14 protein-coding genes and 1 tRNA gene are annotated in these 22,619 nt (G+C 46.6%); 4 read left to right on the top strand and 11 right to left on the bottom strand.

The genetic code is table 11. The features are described 5' to 3' along the window. Positions 1 to 9 precede the first annotated feature (9 nt). The 7 genes from QUA71_RS03925 to QUA71_RS03895 all read right to left on the bottom strand — a co-directional run bounded on the left by QUA71_RS03925 (position 10) and on the right by QUA71_RS03895 (position 6,232). Positions 10 to 909 carry an ABC transporter ATP-binding protein gene (locus tag QUA71_RS03925; RefSeq protein ID WP_333282389.1) on the bottom strand — a complete coding sequence of 300 codons (900 nt, stop codon included), beginning with the start codon at positions 907 to 909 and terminating at the stop codon, positions 10 to 12. Positions 910 to 1,034: 125 nt separating this feature from the next. Beyond that, on the bottom strand, positions 1,035 to 1,808 hold the full coding sequence (locus QUA71_RS03920; protein WP_333282384.1) for an ABC transporter permease: 774 nt from the start codon (positions 1,806 to 1,808) through the stop codon (positions 1,035 to 1,037). 250 nt (positions 1,809 to 2,058) lie between these two features. After that, positions 2,059 to 3,102 (bottom strand): hypothetical protein, encoded by a 1,044-nt coding sequence (locus tag QUA71_RS03915; protein ID WP_333282381.1) that lies wholly within the window; start codon positions 3,100 to 3,102, stop codon positions 2,059 to 2,061. Positions 3,103 to 3,605: 503 nt separating this feature from the next. After that, entirely contained in the window at positions 3,606 to 4,445 is an 840-nt protein-coding gene (locus QUA71_RS03910) for a hypothetical protein (protein ID WP_333282378.1), read from the bottom strand. A gap of 63 nt (positions 4,446 to 4,508) precedes the next feature. After that, the gene (locus tag QUA71_RS03905) at positions 4,509 to 4,676 is read right to left on the bottom strand and encodes a hypothetical protein (RefSeq protein WP_333282375.1); all 168 of its coding nucleotides are present in this window, start codon (positions 4,674 to 4,676) and stop codon (positions 4,509 to 4,511) included. Next, positions 4,654 to 5,679 (bottom strand): ABC transporter permease, encoded by a 1,026-nt coding sequence (locus QUA71_RS03900; RefSeq protein WP_333216861.1) that lies wholly within the window; start codon positions 5,677 to 5,679, stop codon positions 4,654 to 4,656. Before QUA71_RS03900 ends, QUA71_RS03905 begins: the two co-directional genes overlap by 23 nt. Before the next feature lie 208 nt (positions 5,680 to 5,887). Then, complete coding sequence (locus QUA71_RS03895) at positions 5,888 to 6,232, bottom strand: hypothetical protein (protein ID WP_190663046.1); 345 nt, start codon at positions 6,230 to 6,232, stop codon at positions 5,888 to 5,890. 650 nt (positions 6,233 to 6,882) lie between these two features. On the opposite strand from QUA71_RS03895, the gene QUA71_RS03890 reads away from it, so the two are divergent. Beyond that, a complete protein-coding gene (locus QUA71_RS03890; RefSeq protein WP_333282579.1) occupies positions 6,883 to 10,305 on the top strand; it encodes a PAS domain S-box protein in 3,423 nt (1,140 codons plus the stop codon). 46 nt (positions 10,306 to 10,351) lie between these two features. Here the strand turns inward: QUA71_RS03890 and QUA71_RS03885 are convergent, their stop codons facing one another. Together QUA71_RS03885 and QUA71_RS03880 are read right to left on the bottom strand one after the other, a co-directional pair. Further along, entirely contained in the window at positions 10,352 to 11,419 is a 1,068-nt protein-coding gene (locus QUA71_RS03885) for an ABC transporter permease (protein WP_333216869.1), read from the bottom strand. Between the two features lie 153 nt (positions 11,420 to 11,572). Then, complete coding sequence (locus QUA71_RS03880) at positions 11,573 to 12,706, bottom strand: AI-2E family transporter (RefSeq protein ID WP_190663043.1); 1,134 nt, start codon at positions 12,704 to 12,706, stop codon at positions 11,573 to 11,575. A gap of 425 nt (positions 12,707 to 13,131) precedes the next feature. On the opposite strand from QUA71_RS03880, the gene QUA71_RS03875 reads away from it, so the two are divergent. Next, entirely contained in the window at positions 13,132 to 14,919 is a 1,788-nt protein-coding gene (locus QUA71_RS03875) for an efflux RND transporter periplasmic adaptor subunit (protein ID WP_333282370.1), read from the top strand. 836 nt (positions 14,920 to 15,755) lie between these two features. On the opposite strand, the gene QUA71_RS03870 is transcribed toward QUA71_RS03875, so the two are convergent. After that, positions 15,756 to 19,493: a chemotaxis protein CheB gene (locus tag QUA71_RS03870; RefSeq protein WP_333282367.1), complete on the bottom strand. Its 3,738-nt coding sequence runs from the start codon at positions 19,491 to 19,493 to the stop codon at positions 15,756 to 15,758. A gap of 691 nt (positions 19,494 to 20,184) precedes the next feature. Here QUA71_RS03870 and QUA71_RS03865 point away from each other — a divergent pair. Then, positions 20,185 to 20,613, top strand: a complete 429-nt coding sequence (locus QUA71_RS03865) for a hypothetical protein (protein WP_333282365.1) — start codon at positions 20,185 to 20,187, stop codon at positions 20,611 to 20,613. A gap of 200 nt (positions 20,614 to 20,813) precedes the next feature. Then, positions 20,814 to 20,885, top strand: a tRNA-Gly gene (locus tag QUA71_RS03860). 477 nt (positions 20,886 to 21,362) lie between these two features. On the opposite strand, the gene QUA71_RS03855 is transcribed toward QUA71_RS03860, so the two are convergent. Further along, positions 21,363 to 22,598: an Arm DNA-binding domain-containing protein gene (locus QUA71_RS03855; RefSeq protein ID WP_333282362.1), complete on the bottom strand. Its 1,236-nt coding sequence runs from the start codon at positions 22,596 to 22,598 to the stop codon at positions 21,363 to 21,365. Between the last annotated feature and the right edge of the window lie 21 nt (positions 22,599 to 22,619).

Raw genomic sequence — 22,619 nt, 5'->3', positions numbered from 1 at the left:
GAACGCGGATTAAGATACAGTTTGCTTGGTGACTTCGACATAAATATGTTCTAATCGCACCGGATACCGAGCAATTGAATCAATAGAAATCCCGTCGAACAGCAAAATAATCTCTTTTAATTCTAAACGTTCCGGCAGCCAAAAAGCTAAATCGCTACCGTACCGGCGGGGGATGAAACTGTATTGTTTAGCGCGGGCGATTACTTCAGCTTCTTCGTCGGTTTTAACCACGATAATTTCTTGAGCCGGAATCAGTTTTTGCAACTCCTCCAAACTGCCCTCAGCGACAATACTGCCATTTTTCAGAATACCGATTTTCTGACACAGACGCTCAGCTTCATCCAATAAATGAGTTGTCAGCAGAATTGTAACTCCTTCCGATTGCAAGCGCTGAATTAACTCCCAAATTTCATAGCGGGCCTCAATATCTAAACCCGTTGTCGGTTCGTCTAAAATTACTAATTTAGGTTGGTGCACCAATGCTACCGCAATATTCAAACGGCGCTGCATTCCTCCGCTCAAAGTTTCCACGGGGCTTGTAGCTCTATCTGTCAAATTTACTGCTTTCAAACAGTGTCTTACTTGATAGCGCCGCTGCTTGCGCTCTAAGCCGTAGATTTGAGCAAAAAAGTTGAGGTTTTCCTCGCAGCTAAGGCTTTTGTAAAGCAAATTTTCTTGGGGCGCTACACCTATTAATAATTTAGTAGCTTCGGAAACCGGTTCGCCATTAATAGAAACTTGACCGCTGTCGGCATTTAGCAAATTACATAAAATATTGATAGTTGTAGTTTTACCCGCCCCGTTTGGCCCGAGCAAACCGTAAATTTCTCCAGATTGAATGTGCAGTGTTAAATCTTTAAGCACTGAACGCTCGCCATAGGACTTATTTAGCTTTTCTATTTGCAGCACTGCTTTAATTCTCCGTATTATTTTATATATTTACGGTTGTTTCTAAACGATTAAACCGCAGAGAGCGCAGAGGGCGCTGAGTCAGAGAAGAGATAGATGAATAATTCCGACATAATGAGATAGTTTTAAAGTCTTCTTTCTACTCTCAGCATCCTGCGGTAAGAAAGCCATCCACCTGCAATCATGGCAATAGAAAATATGAATAAATACCAAAAGTGTTCTGCAATATCAGCCAAATCTTTGCCGTCAGCCCACACGCCCATTAGTGCTTCGTTCATGTGATAAATTGGATTGTACTGGGCGAGTTCCAGCAGACTTTGGGGAAAGAGCGAAGTAGGCAAAAACGCGCCTCCTAAAATCAACAAAGGAACGCCGAAAGCTGCTACTAGGGAGTTGACATCTTCAGTGCGCCTCGCAAACTGGGTGCCAAGAATAAAGCCTACACCTACATAAGATACAATACTGAGCAGAATAATCGCACATCCTAACAGGATTGAGCCTTGAAATTGTGCTCCTAAACAAGAGGCGATCGTGTATACTAAAATTACCTGACCGATGCCGATGCAACTGTGGGCCAGGAAAATTCCTAAAAAGTAGGAAGTGCCGCTCAGCGGGGAAATAAACAAGCGTTTGAGGGTATGCTGTTCTCGCTCTGCTACTACTGTTGCTACGCTACCACCGAGACAGCTAAAAAATAAAGCTGCTCCTACTAAGCTTGCAGGTGCAGCAACTTCAAAGGCTTTTGCTGTGCTGAGATTAGCGCGTTCTTTTAAAATTAAACCGTTAATTAGCAAGATAGAAACTGGAAAAATACTCCACAATACTAAGCTGCGTCGCCGCCTCCCCAATTCAATTAAAATCCGCTGTGCTACTGCGAGCGTTTCGTACCAGTATTTCATAGCAAATATATTAGTATTGTTAGAATTGGGAATTGGCGATCGCGCCACCGAGTATCATACCATAGAGGTGCAAATAAGTTTAACTCTCAATAAAAAACCCGCCGACGCGGGTTTTGTGATTTTAGGGGGATAGGTTTTAACACCAGTAAAAAAAAGCATGGAACTGTAACAAATTCCAAATCCATATCTAATCAGCTATTCCCTATCTAAAATCGAAAATCGTATAACTTATCGGCCTCTGTCGCTGCTGTCAATTAATACTAAAGTTCTTACCTCTGTAGCATCCTTGAAAAGAAGTTAAACTGGTGCGGTTTGTCTGTTCCAATTTAGTCACGAGGGAAGAAGTATTGCTACTTTCAGGGGTAGCACCCCAGTTGTAGATAAAGTCGCCGAGATAGTCTCCGGTTTCTTCGTAGCTGTGCTCTTCAATTGGAATTCCCGAAACTCCTGAAACAGTTTGGTTTTGGTATCCGTTAACGATGATTTTTTCGATAACTGCGCCCGGTTCTACAGTGACATTCCAGTTAACCGGTTCGTAGGCTGAAAGCGCGAGAATTATTGGCTTGTTTCGGCGTTCTACTTTGACTTCGATCGCACTTTTTGATAAATCTCGGTTCTTGTGATCCGCATTGGCTTCGTAAACGCCTATTAAATGAAGTTCTTTGTTTCCGCTTGAGGAACCGATATAACCTGAAAAATCGTCGGAACCGCCAAGCCCGCAGTTGGCGCCAGAACTAATTGGGGAAATAAAAGCTGTTTTTTCGGCTAGTTTCTGCTGCACAGTTGGCACTACCCACAATCCGGTTCCGATTCCTAAAGCACCTATCAAAGCGGCCGCGATACCGAAAGGAAGGGCATTTGTCAGGTTGCGAACAACTGGTTTGGCTGTTAGTTGAGATAGGGTTTGCTGCCAATTTTCACCAGTTTGTCGATCGGCATTCCCGCCATCGAGACAGGCCAATAAACCTAAACTTTCCGGCTGTTCGAGCAAACTTTGAACAGTTTTCCCTTCGCCGACGTAGAGATTTCTAGTTTCGGTGTCTAAAAGCAGCCAGTAGCGATCGCCCTCGCCGAGGTTGTACTCTTGTAGCGCAGGATCGACTAAATCGTGCTGCAAAAACACCAGCCAAGCCATATTATTGCCAGTACCGACTGTTTTGCCGTCGCTGGAAATAAGTTGGTCGATGTCGGGCTCCCAGCGCCAAGCTACCCAGCGACTATCTCCTCGATAGCCGAGGGATTTTTCTAGTTGCGGATGAGCGGTTATTTCTAAGCGTTGAACTAAGTTTGACACTAGGTGTCCTCCTCAAGTGCGATCGGGTCTAGAGCAATTTTGTTCCAATTTAAAACAAATATTTTGCTCATGAAGAGCCTCGGAATAATCGGGTTAATTTTGTCTCGCTAATGTTATCAGCCGGTACTTTCCAAACCACACTGGCTTAACAAAAATATGCCTGTTTAATGGCTTAGCTTGAGAACTTGGAGCTGGCGAGCACCCGCCTGGTAATAAATTTAACCTTTGCTGATAACTAATCCTGTTACGGATTAAAGCTGGCTATCTATCACTGCTTCTACCTGGTTGTCCAGTTTTGAAAGAGTGCTTGGCCGATAGCGTCTACAAGTTCTTAGCTTAACTTTTATTTGGCTACTCTGCTACAAAATATGCCGATCGCACCTGACATCAATATTACGCAGGCAAATAAATATTCCGGCTTTCTCGCGGGTGAACAATCCCTAAAAAAGAGACGGTTTCAGAGAAACCCGGTTTCTGTGATGAAAGTTCTAGCACTTCGCCTATTACTGGCGGGGGCCATCAATCGCATCTCTAGTCGGTGCCACACCTCCGGGGCCAAAGGAACTCGGCGGCACTCTCGGAAGATTGAGATTGGGAGTGGGAACTAAATCGCCGTTGCTGTCGCCAGCAGTTCCACCCGTGGGAGACGCACTATTATTGGGACTGGTACTCGGCGAACTTCCCGGATTGGCATTATTATTCGGAGTGGTATAGGGCGAACTTCCCGGATTGAGATTATTCTGATTGGTATTCGGCGAAGTTCCCGGATTGGCATTATTATTCGGAGTGGTATTCGGCGAAGTTCCCGGATTGGCATTATTATTCGGAGTGGTATAGGGCGAACTTCCCGGATTGAGATTATTGGGATTGGTACTCGGTGAACTTCCCGGATTGGCATTATTGGGAGTACCTGCGGGCGCAGTTCCCGGATTCTGATTATTCTGATTGGTATTGGGGGCCGTTCCCGGATTCTGATTATTCTGATTGTTGGGATTTGCCGTGCCTGCAGGAGTAGTTATCGGCGTGCCGGCACCATCTACGGTGATGGCGTTGGGGTTCGGGGGAGCAGGCGGAGCACCTCCATTGGGGTTATTTGCAGGAGCATTGGCGGGGTTGCCCGCAACCGGAGCAGTGTTTTGGGGAGCAGCATTGCTGCCGCACAAGCTGACTAAATCAAAAGTTGTGCCGCCTCGGGTTTCGATGAAGCAAACCGGCACATTTACTTGGGGGTTTGAGGCTCTGGGAAAGTCGGCTGTTCCCGGCATGGGACGGCTAAAGGCAGCTTCAGCCATCAGTGGGGTCAAGGCCGCCGATAGAGCGGCGATTGTTCGCAATAATCTCATCAGCGTTTCCTCAAATGTATAATTTTATTTTCTCCAGTATTGCCCATAAATTGCCAAGTGTCGTCACTCTAAAAGCCGATCGATCTTTTTGACAACTGCTTCTACAGGGCCACCGCTGGCTGCAACATCTCGCGAAGGCAGAAAGTACAGGTAGAAAAAGCCGAAAGTGGCATAGTCGCGCATCCGTTGCCGTTCTTCCTTAATATTTTTAGTACCGAATTCGCGGGTCAACGTAAGCGTTCAAAATATCAATTACAATGCTGGCAATTACGACAATTGCCGCAAAAAACACCACAATACCTTGAACAGTTGGATAATCCCGCAAGCTAATCGCTTCGTAAAGGCGATTTGCCAACCCCGGCCAAGAAAAAGTAACCTCTGTTAAAATAGCACCGCCCAACAGTGCAGCAAAAGTCAATCCTAAGACAGTAATCACGGGAATTAGCGCATTTTTCAGAGCGTGAGCCCATAAAATCTGCAATTCGGGAATGCCTCTGGCTCTAGCTGCTTCGACATAATCTGCTTGCAAAGTTTGCTTGAGATTCACCCTGACAATGCGCTCGAAAATGCCGCTCAAAAGAATGCCCAGCGTCAAACTCGGAAGTGCCAAATAATGCAAAGATGTGAGAAACTGACCAGGGTTAGCGCTCAGGAGACTGTCAATCGTGTATAGTCCTGTGTAGCCTTCGGGGGCGGGGAATGTGACGGGAAAGCGAGTTCCCAAGGGAAACCATCCCAACTGCACTGCGAAAATCAACTGCAAAACCATGCCTGCCCAAAAAGCGGGCAGCGAGTAAGTGATAATGCCAAACAAACGACCGACAGCATCGAAAATAGTGTTGGGGCGAGATGCTGCTAGGGAACCGATACTGATGCCGACAATTAAAGCTATGGCCATGCTACAAACTGCTAATTCCACTGTAGCGGGGAAATAGTCGCCGATAATTTGCCACACGGTTTGTCCGCGAGTGGTGATGGAGGTTCCCAAGTCGAAGCTCAACAAGTCTTTCATGTATTTGAGATATTGCTGCCACAGGGGTGCGTCGAGGCCGAGTTGAGTTCGCATTGCTTCTTTGGCGCCTGCGGGAGCTCGTGAGCCGAGAATGGCATCTATGGGGTCGCCCGGAGTGGCCCGCAGCAACAAAAATACTGCTGTGGTGATTGTCCACAACATTAGCGGTGCGAGGAGCAAGCGGACAAAAATATAAGATTGCAGGGCTTTGGAACGAGACATAATATTTGGGAATTGCCAATTGCGAAGTCATTAGTCATTAGCCAGATGTTGAAGACATCAGGCAGATGGAAGCTAGAAGCTGGAAGAAACAGATATTTTATATCTGCGACTTCAGTGCCGCGAATCAGGGGAATTGGGAATTGCGAATAGACAGTTGAGTTGATTTTTGCGAAAAAGTCGATCGACTTTTTCGCAATTGGCGATTTTCCTATTCGCCCAGCAGCGATTCAAAGGCGGCTTGCAAAGACTTGATATCGCCTACTCTGGCTACTAACAAGTTTTCGCTGCCGGCATCCTCCAGCCTATGCCTCCAATACTGGATGCTATCGGAGTTGTTCATCCAGAAACTAATCACGGTGTCTACAACTCGATCGACATCCCAGCCCCGGTAAGGAGAAACTGTCTCCACGGATGCCACAAACGCATCGAGAGTGCACTTCCAGTTTCCCAAGTATTCTACACCCGACGGCTCCTGTTGTTTCAGCAATTCCTGCTGCTGGTTAAAAAATGTTAAAGTTGGTGATACGCCCAGGATTTCAAATGTATAGTTCATGTCATCCTCCAGAAGTATTATTTGGCCAAAATGTCGTAGCGTAGCGGGGCGTAAGCCATCGTCCAAAAAAGCCAAAAACGCTTTACTTGGCTGGCGTTGATGAAATGCAGATGCTTCAATTATCCTCTTTGTTCGATCGGGATTTTGGCGGCTTATCTTATTAATAGCAAATTTTTTAACACTCGATTGTCACAGAATTTACATTTGTCCTGGCACTGTAGAAAAAATTAAAATCAAATTTTTATTAAGCAGGGGTAAGGTGGGGCATCTGCAGCCGGAGGAACTGATACAGTTTTAGATTTGAGATTTTAAATTTTAGATTAAAGAATTGAATAATTGGGAATGACTGATGACAACCAGGGTTGGATCGCGGGTCTACAATTGCATTTGTTCTAACTTGGTGTGACTTTTTGACCGCGAGTCCCCAGAGAGATCGCCACATTCAGGCAAGTAGTGGCATGATTAATATTACAATTTTTTACAGTAGCGGTGGAAACCTCAGCCCCGTTTTGAGCGATCGGCTACCGCACTTCACTATTGCTGTACAATTTTGTAACTTATATCTAGGGCATCTTTTAAACGACAAACGATCGGCAAACTCGGTAGGTGTCAGAATATTGATGTTATTGAAAAGTCTGAACAGTTGTCTGATGAAAAGCTCCCCCAAGATGTCACTGAGCCTAGTCTTGTTGATACCGCTGGTGGTGCAAATCTCCGTAGCAGTCGGCGTGACTGGATGGCTTTCGTTTCGCAACGGCCAGAAAGCCGTCAATGACCTTGCTACGAGGTTAAGCTTGGAAGTCGCAGCGAGGACTAAAGAAAATTTCCGCAGTTTTGGGGATGTGTCTCATTTATTCCTGCAAATGAATAGTGCTGCGATCGCCTCTGGAAACATAGACCCGGAAGACTTCCCCAACTTAGAGCGCTATTTGTGGAACCAGACCAAGCTGAGCGATCGAACTACAACCATCTACTACGGCGACGAACAGGGCAAATTCCTCTTGCTCAGGCGAGAAGCAGAAGACTTAGTATACATCAGAGACGAATCAACCGCTCCAAACCGCCAAATTTATCGCCTGGACAGCCAAGGAAATCGCACTGAGCTAATCCAAACCGTGTTCTATGACCCCCGTACTAGACCGTGGTACAAAGCTGCCAAAAAGTCAGGAAAAGCCACTTGGTCTCCCATCTACGTCTTCGCAGCCCCGCCAGTTCTGGGGATTACGCCGGTGATGCCTATTTACAATGAAACAGGAAACCTGCGGGGGGTATTGGCAATTGACCTGACTCTTTCTCAAATCAGCGATTTTCTCAAAAGTATCAAAATTAGCCCGTCGGGACAAATTTTCGCGATCGAACGCAGCGGCCAAATAGTCGCCAGTTCCACAGACGAATTGCCCTTTGTCACCGACAAAGACGGACAAAAACGGCTGTTGGCGACACAGAGCAAAAATTTGCTAATTCGATCGGCCTCCATATATTTGCAAAAACGATTTGGTAGTTTTGAACGCATTGACAGCAAAGGACAGTTTACCTTCGAGATAGACGGCAAACGTCAATTCATTACCGTTGCTCCCCTGCAAGACGGTCGTGGCCTCGATTGGCTGGTTGTAGTCGCAATCCCGGAAGCAGACTTTATGGAGCAAATTAACGCCAACACTCGCACAACTATTTTATTGTGCTTTTTTGCCTTCGTACTGGCGATCGCACTCGGAATTTTCACCTCTCGCTGGGTTGTCAAACCGATTACCCGATTGCTGGAAGCTTCCAAAGCTTTAAAAAAAATGTCCGAAGCATCCGACTTCACCTCCGCAGAATTAAACGGCGAAGTCGAAGTTCAAGGCGTCAAAGAACTCGGCCTTCTAGCTCAGTCTTTCAATCAAATGGCCCGACAATTGCGATCGTCTTTTATTGCCCTAGAACAAACCAACTCTAGTTTAGAACAGCGAGTAGCAGAGCGGACTGCCGAACTCGAAGCGGCCGAAGCAGAATTGCGGGCTTTGTTTGCAGCTATGAACGAATTAATTATAGTTGTGGACGCCAGCGGTCGCTATTTAAAAATCGCGCCCACAAATCTTTCTCTGCTCTACAAACCAGCCGAAGAATTAGTTGGCAAAACAGTCAGAGAGGTGTTTCCGCAAGCTACAGCCGACAATTTTCTCAACCACATCCGCGCAGCTTTAGATACTCAGCAAACTGTCAGCATCGAGTACGATTTAACCATTGAGGAGCGCGAACTTTGGTTTGCCGCCAGCATTTCACCGCTTTCAGAAGAATCCGTCATTGTGGTAGCCCGCGACATTACCGAACAGAAGCGAGGCGAATCGGCGCGACGCCAAAGGCAAAAACAATTGCTCAAACACAATACGGTTTTGGTAGAATTGGCAAGAAATAAAGCGCTGTATCGAGGCGATTTGCAAGTAGCTTTGAGGGAAATCACCGAAGCGGCGGCTCATACCTTACAGACAGAAAAAGCTGGCGCGTGGCTGTATGATGAGAGTCGCTCGAAACTGCAATGTCTCGACCAATTTAGCCGCAGCAAGCACCAGCATTCCCAAGGTAATGAACTCGCAGCAGCAGACTATCCAGCTTATTTTAAAGCTTTGGAAGAACACCGGACGATCGCAGCCGAGGACGCTCTCTCAGATATTAGAACTAGAGAATTTGCCGAATCTTACTTTTCACAAGCTGGCACTACTTCTACCTTAGACGCGCCAGTGCGCCTCGGCGGACAAACAGTGGGAGTCATCTGTATCGAACAAGTGGGAACTACTCGCAACTGGACATTAGAAGAACAAAATTTTGCTGCTTCCCTGGCAGATTTGGTATCATTGGCGATCGAAGCCAGTGAGCGCGATCGTACACAAATCGCTTTGCGTCAAGCAGAACAAAAATATCGCAGCATCTTTGAAAATGCCGTGGAAGGGATTTTTCAAAGAACCCCCGAAGGCCACTTCTTGAGCGTAAATCCAGCTTTAGCGCGCATCTACGGCTACGCCAGTCCCGAAGAATTAACATCAAATCTCACAAACATCAGACAGCAAGCTTACGTCAATCCTCAACAGGGCGACAAGTTTATGCGGGTGATGGAAGAATTCGGAGAAATTTCGGGGTTTGAGTCAGAAGTTTACCGCGTTGACGGCAGTGTAATTTGGATTTCCGAAAGCGCGCGTGCAGTGTGCGACGCGGACGGCGAGGTACTCTACTATGAAGGCAGCGTCGAGGATATTAGCGATCGCAAAGTCTTTGAATCCGCCTTGCAACTCGCCCTAGAAGCAGCCGAAGCCGCTTCCACCGCAAAAAGCGCATTTTTAGCAAACATGAGCCACGAACTGCGAACACCTCTGAATGCGATCATCGGCTACAGCGAAATGCTCCAAGAAGAAACTGCAGAATTGGGTTACGATGAACTCACCCCAGATTTAGACAAAATTCGCACTTCCGGCAGACACTTGCTATCGCTAATTAACGACATTCTCGACATTTCTAAAATCGAAGCCGGTCGCATGGATCTTTACTTAGAAACCTTCGACATCGCCGCCTTGATTGAAGATGTCGCCTCCACCGCCGCGCCGCTAATTGAGAAAAACGGCAACACTCTAAACCTGCACCAAATTACGAATATCGGCACTATGCACGGTGACATTACGAAAGTGCAGCAGATTTTATTAAATTTGCTGAGCAATGCCGCCAAATTCACTCAAAACGGTACAATTACCCTCACAGCCAGCCGAGAAAAAATTGCGGGCGACAGCAGCGAAGCAAAACAAGAAAACACTTCTGAACCTGCGGCAAGTTCTCAATATTCAATTGCTAGTAAAGAATTTTTAGTTGTTAATTGTACAGATACAGGAATTGGGATGACTCCCGACCAGTTGCAGCAAATTTTCCAACCGTTTACCCAAGCAGACGCTTCCACCACCCGCAAGTACGGCGGCACCGGCTTGGGACTAGCAATTAGCCAGCGTTTTTGCCTAATGATGGGTGGCAATATTTCAGTAAAAAGTCAGGAGGGTGTTGGTTCTACTTTCACCATTCGCTTGCCGGTTAATCTGCAAAATTACGGAGCGTAACTGTTACACCAGCTCGGCCTGGGAACTAGAAATTACTAACTCCCAATTACCTCTGAATGCTTCTCGGATCGAGAGCATCCCGCAATCCATCCCCCAATAAATTAAACGCCAAAACAGTCAAAATAATCAGTATCGCCGGAGGCCAAACCAACCAAGGCTGCAACACTAAAATCGAAGCATTAGTAGACAGGGATAGTAAATTTCCCCAAGAAGGATCGGGCTGTTGAATTCCCAAGCCAATTAAACTCAAAACCGACTCCGCCACAATAAAACCCGGAACAGACAAAGTAGCAGAAATAATTACATAGGTAGCAGTTTGTGGCAAAACGTGGCGGACAATAATATAAATTGGATTGGCGCCCATTGCCCGCGCCGCTTGCACGAATTCTAGCTGTTTAATTGACAGTACCTGACCGCGAATCACCCGCGCTAAACTCGCCCAACTGATAAATGAAGTAATCAGCACAATCAATATAAATCGCTGAGCACTTGTCAACCCCGGTGGCAATACTGCTGCTAGCGCTACTAATAAATAAAGACCGGGAATCGTCATCAATACTTCGGCGAAACGCATTAAAATACTGTCAATCCAACTGCCGAAATAACCAGATATGCCTCCGATAAACAATCCCAAGGGAAAAGAAATGGCTATTCCTACTAAACCGATGCTGAGGCTAATTCTGCTGCCGTGTACTAAGCGACTGAATTGATCGCGAGCTTGCTCATCCGTGCCTAAAAGATTAATTTGGCCTTCTCCTGTAGTGCCAAACAGGTGCCTGTCAAAAGGCAAAAATCCTAAAAATTTATAGGGGGAACCTTTGACAAACAAACCGAGAACAGAGGGTTTTTGCCAGTCTACAATTATCTCACGAGCGCCCGTATTCGCATCCACCGGGCCCTGAGTAGTCGGATAAACGTGGGGCCCGATAAAGCGCCCGTCTTGGGTGCTTAAATAAATCTGAGTCGGTGGCAGCAATGAACCGTTTAATTGAGAGTCGTAGGGGTCGTAAGGTGCCACAAATTCCGCCAAAAGCGCGACTGTATAAAAAATTAACAGTAGCACTGCTCCCAACCGAGCTAGAGGATTGTTTCTAAGATTTTGCCACCAGTTCATAAGTTTTTAGGTTTGAGATTTTAAGTGGGTTAGTAATAAAGACTAAAGTTCTTTGTAGAAACTTTAGTCTGTTATTAATGGACTCAGCAGCCAAAAGTTAATTTCTGACTTATAACAGTTTTCATAAGTGAATTACTTACTACAAAAATTAGACTACTTTTGTTCATCTCCGACCAAGATTATTCTAGTTTCATCGTCTGGTATTTTCCCCAATTCCTCGCCGCTAAAAGGATTGTAGAAAAACGAGCCTGTTTGGGGCGGCAATTTGGGATTGAGTACAATTTCTACTATACTTTTTACAACCCCAGTGAGCGGAATTGCCAGGATAACTCCCAACAATCCTCCCACTCTACCTCCTAAAAGCAAAGCTGTGAAAATAACTACCGGACTCAATCCGGTGAGATTCCCCATGATTCGGGGAGCTACTAAATTATCCTTGATTTGCTGAAGACCGATCGCCACTACCAACACTTGCAGCGCCAGCCACCAATCAATAAACGCTACAATTATACTAACAGTGCCAATTCCCAAAGTTGCTCCAATAAACGGAATTATTTCCGTCAATCCTATAAACACGGCAAACAACAGAAAAAACGGAACTTGCAGCCACCAAAAAGCCATAGTTAGCGAGATGGCCATAAATAGTCCCAGCAATAACTGTCCCGATACAAATCGCTGGAGGTTGCGCTCCAAAGTCTCTGTTAAAACATAGCGAATGTCTGGGGAAAAAATGCTGGTCAAACCCTGCCACACTCTTTGCCCGTCTAGGAGCATATAAAAGGAAATCACCACAATAAAAATTAAGTCCAAAAACCAGTTAAAAGTGCCGACAACTAAGCCTAAACCCGTACCGGCGATCGCCTGGACTTCTCCCTGGACTCTAGCTGACAGTTGCTGCTCCAATATTTGCACGTCAAACGGTAAATTGCGCTCGGCACTCCAAGCTTGAAATTCAGCTAGCTGCAGCCGCCCCGACTCCAGCAATTCCGGGAACCTCACCCCCAACTGCCTCGCTTGGCTGAACACCGGCGGCACAATAGTTACACCGATTACTACTACTATCACACCCGCAGTTAAATAAACCAGCGCCGCAGCTACTCCCCGGGGCAAAAATACTTGCAGTCTTTTTACTGCATAATTTAATAAAAATGCAACGAGTCCCGCAGTTACTAAAATGCTGACCAGTTCCCCAACATAACTGACAGCAGTTAGGGTAAACCATCCCGTCACTAGCACTAGCAGCCAAGTAATTAGAAACTGTTGGAGGGGAGAAAAGAGACTATTCATTGTGATTTTTTTTAAATAAAGTGGCACAACTTTTTCAGCAGATGTGCCGTATTATACAGTAAACACATGACAGTATAGATTAGGAATAATCAGTTCAAGATTAGACTGACTTTTGTGAGCATTGATAGATAGGTGACGGCCAAGCCACTTGGGGAGAGACAATGCCAGCCCGATCGCCCCCACGATCGCGAATCACGCTAATATTCAGTATGGCCCAGAGGCAGATAAAATTAAATCTCGATCGAACAAACTTCGATCGACAGTTAATCAAAATCGCCATTGTAGGGTGAAACGGCGCCATACTCACCCAAAAGGAGGAAGCGCTACTCCAGATACCCTCGGCTAAAATGAACTAAATAATATCGTAATCTTTCTTTACAATATAAAAAAAAAAGGAAAGGCTCATACTGGCGAGAGGAACTACCGTGACTAATAAAGTTTTTTCAGAAGCCGAAGAAAAGCAACCCCTTTCCCCCGTAGAGAGCGGGCGCGACAGGATCTCAGCAGTGGATGTAGCTGAAAGTGAAGTCTCAGACAACTCTCGCTGGCAATTCTCCGCTGAGGAAGATGAACGAGAAGTTGCGCTGGAAGTTCCAGAAATCGAGCAGGAACAAGTTTGGGAACCAGAAGCAACTGAAGTTGGGCCCCGCAAAGAAATCAGGTGGCCGGCCTTGTTGGCGGGCGCAGGGGTTGGCGTAGCTGCAACGCTGCTAGCAGTACACTTCACAGGGGGCAATCAGAGTTCGCGTCCTGCCGCTCCAATTCCATCGGTAAACCAGCAGGCGGCGGCTCCGACGGTGACAGTGGCGCCTGTGGAATCTGCCCAGGTGGGTGAAACTTTAGAAGCGATAGGCACCGTGGCAGCCTATGACTTGCTGCCGGTGCTGCCACAGGCCAACGGTTTGCAAATCAAGCAGGTGTTGGTGAATGAAGGAGAGGCGGTAGAAAAAGGTCAGACGATGGCGGTTTTGGACGATTCGGTACTACGATCGCAAATTGCCGAAGCGCTGGCGGGAGTACAATCGGCCAATTCTACGGTAGAACAAGCCGAAGCTCAGGTACAGCAAGCTCAGTCAGCCCAACAAGAAGCCCAAGCCGGCGTCGCTCAAGCCCAAGCTGGCGTTGAAAAAGCCATCGCTGACGCAGCGCAAGCCAAAACAGGCGTCGGGCAGGCAAGAGCCGGTGTGGAACAAGCTAAAGCGGGTGTCACTCAAGCTAAAGCAGGCATTGCCTCCGCTCAGGCTAAATTAGATCAAGCTCAAAGAGAAGTAAATCGCACCCAAGGTTTGGCTTCTCAGGGAGTAATTAGTCAGCAAGATTTAGAAAGACGCAAGACAGAGCGGCAGACTGCTGTTCAAGACTTGAACAAAGCTAAAGCTGACTTGAATACAGCTTTGGAAGAACAGAATAAAGCAGCGGAAGAAGTGCGATCGGCTATTGCTAAAGTAGCTACTGCTGAAGCTAATATCAGTACCGCTAGAGCAGCCCTCGCCAGCGCTCGTGCAAAAGTGAATACGGCCGGAGCGAGTGTCAGCAGTGCCAGAGCAAATGTCGGAAATAACGCAGCAAGTGTCCGCAGCAATGATGCCCAAGTCAAACAGTTACAAACTCAACTAGAACAAACAATTGTTCGAGCGCCGGATAGCGGCACTGTGGCTGAAAGAATTGGTCGAGTTGGCGATGTTTCTTCGGGAAGTCAAAAACTCTTTTCGATTATTCGCGGCAACAAGCTGGAACTGCAATTGAAAGTGCCGGAAACTCAAGTTTCGCGAGTGCGGCCGGGAACAGCAGTGCAAATTACTTCGGATTCTGACAAGCGGATTAAGTTGTCAGGAACTGTGCGAGATATTTCGCCGCTAGTTGACCCGCAAAATCGGCAAGCTACGGTGAAGATTGATTTGCCGGCAAGCGAGTTTTTGCGATCGGGAATGTTTTTGCGCGCATCCATTTCGACGGCAACGGCTCAAGGTTTGAAAGTGCCCGCTAAAGCTATTGTGCCGCAACCTGACGGCAGTTCTATTGTTTACAAACTTGTGGGCCAGGACAAGGTGCAGGCTCAACCGGTGGAACTCGGGGAAATTTCCGGGGGTGCGGTGGGCGATTTGACTGCTGCTAAGGTACAGATTAAAAAGGGTTTGAAGGCGGGCGATCGCGTGGTTGTTACTGGCGCTGGTTTTCTTAAGGATGGCGCTCAGGTTCAGGTTGGTAAATAGTTATATCGATTCCGGTTCCAGCGGAATCATTGTTGACTGTTGACTGTTGAGTGTTGAGGGTTGACTGTTGACTGTTGACTGTTGACTGTTGACTCGATTTTATTATTGTGATGCAAGCGGAAACGATATCCGATCGGGAGATAAGATTACAAATAATATCAATTGCGGTTGCGCCGGAATGATATCAAATCCGCTCTTCATTGTCCTGATAAAGTCGAATCAAGCTGCCAACAAATATAGGGCGCAATTTTCATTTTTTTGACTCATATCGCATCTGTTAGCATCGGAATTATTCCTATCTCTATTCTCGATCTCTGCGTGAATCAGCGTCAATCCCTTCTCATTTGTGGTTAATACATTCTCTTTTTTTCACCGCAGATACAGGCAGATAAACACAGATTAATATCAATTCCGGTTGCACCGGAATTCTGGTTGACTGTTGACTGTTGAGGGGCGGGTCGAAAAACTGAATGGTTGAGTGTTAACTGTTGACTCGATTTTATTATTCGGATGCAACCGGAAACGATATAACGCAGATGGATTAGATCAATTCCGGTTGTACCGTCGGGAATTGTTGACTGTTGATACCAATTTTATATGAGGCTGCATAGAATCTGATCCCCCCTAACCCCCCTTAATAAGGGGGGGACAAGAGCTTGGTCAAAGTCCCCCTTATTAAGGGGGATTTAGGGGGAGCGAAATATATGCAACTTCACATTAAATTGGTATGACTGGATTTTACTATTCCGATGCTACCGGAATTGATATCACAATCAACAGTCAACAGTCAACAGTCAACAGTCAACAGTCAACAGTCAACAGTCACCAGTCAACAATCATGGGATATCTGTTCGTATCGGCAACCTCACGGTAAACGTTGCCCCTTGTCCCTCACCTGAACTTTCTGCATTAACAGTACCGCCGTGGAGTTCTACTAAATGACGGACGATCGAGAGTCCTAGCCCCAATCCAGACTCTCTGCGAGAGAAACTGCTATCCGCCTGACGGAAGCGATCGAACACATAGGGGAGAAAATTAGGGTGAATGCCCTTACCAGTATCGCTAACTTGGATTTGAGCCATGCCATCAATGTAGTCTAATGCGATTTCAATTTTTCCTCCGGCTGGGGTGAATTTAATCGCGTTTGAAAGTAGATTCCACACTACCTGTTGTAAACGGCTTGGATCGCCCAATACGTTTAGTGTTAAAGAAGTTAGCTTGGATTCCATTTGAAGATTTTTGGCTTCTGCTGCCAAACGAACCACTTCCATGGCATTTTTAACCAGTGGATTCAGCTCAATTTCAGAAGCGTTGAGGTGAAACTGGCCTGTGGTAATCCGCGAAACGTCTAAGATGTCATCGATGAGCTGGTTTTGTGCTTTGGCGGCGCGCTCGATCGTTTTTAGCGCCTCCTCGGTTTTAGGCTGGTCAAATTTTTTCAGGCGCAGCAACTGTGTCCAGCCAATGATCGCATTGAGCGGCGTCCGCAGTTCGTGAGAGAGGACGGACAAAAACTCATCTTTGATGCGGTTGGCGTCCTCAGCAGCCGCACGAGCCAATTGTTCTTGAATCCGGAGGTTGCGTTCTGTCTCCAACTGTTTTTGCTCGGTGATATCCTCGATCGCCAACAGAATCATCTGTGTATCACCCATCGGAGGCATTTTGCGGCCATTGAGCTGCATTATTTTATGCCCGATATGCTCAAAGTCATGCTCGACCTCAAAATCGTGAAACTCGGTCTTTCCGGCCAGAATTTCTTTTAGGAGCGATCGCAACTTGGGAATATTCCACTGTCCATTACCGAGATCGAACAATGAGTGCTGCTCAGTGTGGCTCGGCTGCACCTGAAACGTCTCGTAGAAAGAACGGTTGGCGGTGATCGCCTGCAGGTTTAGATCCAGCACTAGCAACGGTTCCCGCACGGTTTCCACGATCGTTTCGGCGTAATTTTTCGCTTCCATCAACTGCTGGGCGCTGACTTTGAGATCGTGGATATCCACCAACATCACCACAGCCCCATCAATCTTGTGGTCGATCGTCCGATACGGTCGAATATGCAGATCGAACCAACGACCCTCTCGATCTTGAACCTCCTGAACTTTCCAATGGAGGGTACGGATCACGTCTACAATCATTGGCTCTAACTCCGGCACTATCAACTTGTGAGTGATGTCGCTCACACAGCGCCCGACATCGCTAGAAATCAAGTTGAAGATGCTTTCGATTGCGGGAGTAAACCGGCGGATTCGCAGGTCGCCTCCCACCATCAGGATCGGAATATTGATGGTGCTGAGCAGATTCTGTAAATCGTTAGTCACCCGAGTTGATTCAATATTGCGCCGCTGCCATTCGTCATTAATCGTGTTTAGTTCTTCATTGGTTGCCTGAATCTCTTCTTTTGCGGTTTCGAGTTCCTCATTTGTACTTTGCAACTCTTCGTTGTTCGACAAAATCTCCTCGTTGGCGGCTATCAAATCTTGGTTAGCGGCTTGATGTTCTTGGATGATCGATTGCAGGTGGTCTTTGGTGTTTTTGAGTTCTTCTTGCAGCCTCGCAATCTCCAAACTTTCACCATCTAAAGCATGGAAGTTGACTCTACCATCGTTTGCAGCAGCAGGCATTGCAGGGATCGGCGCCTCATCTTGAAACAAAACTAAAAAATAGTTTTTTGCTACAGCGCCTGTTGGGAATGGAATCACATTAATTCTGACGAGGCGGACGATCTCGCTTTCTCTAATTTTCAAGCCGGTACGTTCGATCGGCAACTGCTGCTGGGAGGCCTGTTCAATTGCAGTGCGGAGTTCGACGCGCAATCCTTCTTTTGCCATTCTCAGCAAATTCAAGCTAGCCCTACCGGGAGACGGTTCTAGGTAGGGATTCGTCTGTCCTCGAAATTGCAGAATCTCCCTGGCTGTGTTAATTACGACGCCGACAGGCGCATAGTCATTCAAAACAATGCGATCGGCCTGTTTCTCGATTTCCATTTCGTTTAAGCTTTCCGCCTGCTGCGGTGGAAAGTTGATGGCTGTCGCAGGATAGTTGCTAGCAGTTAAATCCATGCTTAGCCAATGCGACAGCAGTTTTTTAGTATAAATTTTGCTCTTTTTGTCTAATACCGCAAACAATTCTGAAAACTCACCAACCGTTTCCGAAGTGCCTAACAGCAAAAAGCCCGCGGGTCGAAGCCCATAGTGGAAAATTGGCAGCACCTTTTTCTGCAACGGCGGGCCCAGATAGATCAGCACGTTCCGACAGGAGATCAAATCCATCCGGGAAAACGGCGGATCGCCGATCAGGTTTTGTTTAGCAAAAACGCAGAGTTCGCGCACCGAGTGAGCGATTTGGTATCCGCCCTCGACTTGCACAAAGAACCGATGCAGGCGTTGGGATGAAATATCCGCGACTTGGGCTGACGTATAAAAGCCGCGGCGCGCATGGGCGATCGCATTTTCGCTGATGTCGGTTGCATAAAGCTGAATCGGCAGATCCGTACCTCGATCTGCTAAAAACTCTAACAAGCAGATGGCGATCGAGTAAGCTTCTTCACCGGTTGAACAGCCGGCCACCCAAATTCGGATCGGTGTTTTCGACGATTTATTTTTAACGATTTCGGGAAAAACATTGCTGGTTAAGGCCTCAAAGCTTTCGGGGTCGCGGAAAAAGCTGGTGACATGAATGAAGATATCGTGATAAAGCGCCGTTACTTCTGTGGGGGTGTTTAGGAGATATTCGGCATAATCCTCGATCCGTTCCAGCTTGTACAGCAACATCCGTCGCTGTATCCGCCGTTTCAAGGTGGTTTGTTTGTAGTGAGTAAAGTCAACTCCTGTAGCCGCGCGCAGCAACCTGTAGATGGTGGCGATCGCATCTTTACTTTCGATCGCATTTTCGCTGGTGGTTGATTCTGCAGCAGACCCCTGGGCAATGTAGGGATGATGGCCGATCTCTGCTATTTTCTGGGCAATTTTTTCCGGTGTCAATATAAAGTCTACCTGACCCGTAGCCACCGCAGTGTTCGGCATACTGCTGACTTGTGCCGATCCTTCACATTGGGCAAAAGTAATACCGCCTGCTGCCTTAATCGCTTTTAATCCTTGGGCACCATCGCCGTCGCCCCCGGACAAAACGACTGCGATGGCTTGGTTCCCGCGTTCTGCGGCGAGGGAAGCCAGAAAAATATCGACGGACATAAATATCCCGCGTGCTCTGCCGCGAGGCGTTAGCTTCAGCAACCCTCGATCGATGGTCATGCTGACATTCGGGGGGATGACGTAGACCTGATTCGGTGCTACGGGCATCCCATCTGTTATCTCATGCACGGGCATCTGGGTCGATCGAGCCAGGATCTCACTCAACACACTTTCCTGAGTCGGCAACATATGCTGGATTATTACAAACGCCATGCCCGTATCGATCGGCAAATGCCTGAGTAATTCGGTAAAGGCTTCCAATCCACCCGCAGAGGCTCCTATTCCGACAACGGGAAATAACTCGTTTTGATTGTTTTGTTGCTTGCCTTCAGCATCCATATCAGCTTGAGGTTTACATTTTTTGAAATTATTTTTATTAATCATTTATTCTACCGCCTATTTTGCTGTTTGAATAAATTTTATGATGATAAATTTTTATTTTTATTATATTAATACTTATATAATAAAATCAAGGATCGCGCATCTACCTGGAGATATATTGAGCGGGTGCATTCTGCGCGAGCGATTTTAAAAATCTATTATTATTATTATTATTATTATTATTATTGAGAGTCCTACTGCTTTGATAATGGGGGACAATCGTGAGGGTTGAAGCCGTCATAAATTCTACTAATTGTACTGTTGAAAGTAGAGCAAGAGTAAATTTATCACATTCTGCGATCATCGTAGCACTTATATGAATGTTGGCCACCACAGACTCCAGATCTCCTAAATCCGTCCACTCATCAAGGAACTTCAAACCCGAATCTTGTCCGCCATTCTCAAGCAGTGGGGCTAGGGAGAAGCTGCGGGAAAAGAAAACAGTACAATTAAGTAGATAAACTTAAAAAAAGAGAACACACTACAGAACGGCAATTAATTTCGTTTTTAGGCAGATTGTGGCCTCGCAAATTCGCTAGCGCCCCGTCGATGTAAACTATCTCTGGATGATTTTCTAAGTGTCTCATTACGAATTGTTGAGGCATTTTTACCTTTTTAGTCATTTCCCGGCTATCGTCGATCGGTCGTTGCCAATATTGCTCAAATTCACCAAATACTTCCTGAACTTCTTCTGGTGTTGCAGTTTGAGGCTGTTAATTGGCCGACACAATCTAATAACGGAATTTTTGTTAATCTTCCCAAAATCCCACACTCCTTGCTAAAAATTTCAATCAAAGTAACAAAAATATATTTTAATTGGCTTAGGGAAATTAGGGAAATCCCAGCAGCGCTGCAAAGTTCTGATTCTCCAGACAGGCTGCGGGGGGTAACGGCTGTGAGAAAGGGCGATTCTGCGGTGGCGCTACCGATGTTGCTGAGGAAAGTGGACGATCGCGAGTTTATGGTGCGATCGTTCGTGGCGATGGGATGGCGGCACAGTCCAACTGCGGACTCAATGGCTGCGCTGTTAAAAATGATGCAGTTCGATCGCGCGATCGGAATGTGCGATCCGAAGCCGCTAACTCTTTGTCAAGGTTCGGAACCGAGGCGATTGCTGATTTAGTGGCAGCTTTTGGCCGCGATGACAATGGGTTCGTCTGCCGCAGTATCATGGCTCGGCTGTGCGATCGGCGATCGGCCAAAATTGATTGTCAAAATGGTATACTCAAAATCAGAAAATAGTTGTACAATGTTTTTCTAGTCGTTTTTTACCGCTCCGCCTCCACAGTGAAAGAAGGTGAAAGCAAGTAAAAAACCCTAAGCGCGGGCGTAATTCAGTGGTAGAATGTCAGCTTCCCATGCTGAACGTCGTGGGTTCGAGTCCCACCGTCCGCTTGGGCGAACAGTCTTTAAAACTCTTGAGAAATCAAGAGTTTTGGCGTTTCTAGGGCTTGGTATCTGTGGTTGCACAGGATGTTTTTGGAGATAAACATCGGGTTTTGGATAGCTACGTGGAGACAATTTGGAGACAATTTTGACTGTCTCCAAATACAGATCGGGTCGATCGCCTAGCTATGCGAGTACGTCGAGCACCGCCACTATATAGCAGTCCTAAATCAGTCGCAAAATTAATCGAGATCAGAATCCTTGTAGTGCAAGCATCTTTCTCGCGTATGGCGCAAGCAAATCATTTAGGAGTGCTACATCCGCCAATTCCGCCCTCGACTTTTTATGCTTGAGCGCAACAGATCCAACCTTTGATAAAATTTTTCGGCTGGTGGCTTAGGTGTCGGGCTTTTGTCTGGGTCTTTCTCCGCCTTCGAGCTAGCTAAATCTTCCTCAAATGACCCTATAATCAACATATTAACAGCATCAAAGCGGGCGTAAATGCTCCAAAATCTTGCCATCCAAATACACAGAATTAATCACTTTCTCCGACGTATCACACCACTTAGCCACAACTGCACTCGGTACGCCTTTACCAACCTGCTCGCTAATAAAAGTATCCCGACAAGAATAAGGGGTGGTGGTTTTGCGGTCTTCTTCAAACTCGCGAGTTTTCTGAGTAATTGGGTCAACCAACTTATGCCACGTTCGTATAGTGAAATTACTATAATTAATCGCCCCGCCCTTCTTGGGTGAGGGAAAAACCAGACTGTTTTTGTCCGTCAAGTTTTCCGGCTGAAGCTTTCTTAAAAACTCGCTCAATTCCTGATTACAAGGAAATTTGCGGCGCTTGTTATTTTTACTACCATCAACCCTAGTTTCCATCCCGCCCGGATGCTGTACACTGCCGTTAAACACAATGTGAGAAAAGTCAGTGGCAATATCGCGCCACCTCAAGCCAACACCCTCAGAGGGACGGCATCCAGTCATAAACCAAAATTGCACCAAAGGGTAATAGAAGCAAAGCTTTTGCCCTGAATAACCCCTACCGTTCCAATTTCCCCTGTGGTTCTTGAAGGCTTCTAATACCAATGCCTTTTCTTCCGTGCTAAAAGCGTTCGGTTCGGGGTCACTTTGCCAGTTGTGTTTTGGTAAATCCGCAGCCATTCCCTGAAACGGAGAGACGGTGAACCCGCTGAGAATTTTAAATTTAATCCCCCATTCAACCGCTGCATTTACATAAGTCAATATTCGCTTGGTCATGCTGTTAGTCGTGTCTTCAAGCAGCCACGCGCGCATTTGCAACGCATTATCCTCAGACAAAGCTTGGTAGGGACAGCGGTCAACGTAAGCTTGAATGCTCGTCACTAAATAGTGAAAAGTTGTTGGCTTGACAACAGGTTTTTTGAATTCCAAATATCTCTCAAACAACAGAGTTAGAGTCTGTTCAGGTTTTGGTTTGATAGTCTCAATGACAGTCAAGTGAGTTTGCGGTTTGTACTTTTTGAGGGTAGGGTCAAAACGCTCGAACTTGATGTCGGATTCAATCAGTTGGGCTTTAACTTGTGCCAATTCCCAGTTTTCAGGGGTGTCAGGTAGGTTTAGGTACAGGTACTTGCGATCGCCCCCGTAAATCTGCCTGGGCAACTGCAAGCGCAACCTGCCACTGCGAGTCTGGACAACTACCGATCCTTTCTTGGCTCTACTAGACGTATCGGTCATGGTAAAATGCAAAAAGCAACA

It is taken from the genome of Microcoleus sp. MON1_C5 (genome assembly GCF_036701875.1).
Classification (GTDB): Bacteria; Cyanobacteriota; Cyanobacteriia; order Cyanobacteriales; family Microcoleaceae; genus Microcoleus.
The sequence above is the reverse complement of the archived record's forward strand: the minus strand, read 5'-3'. Positions and strand labels throughout refer to the sequence as shown.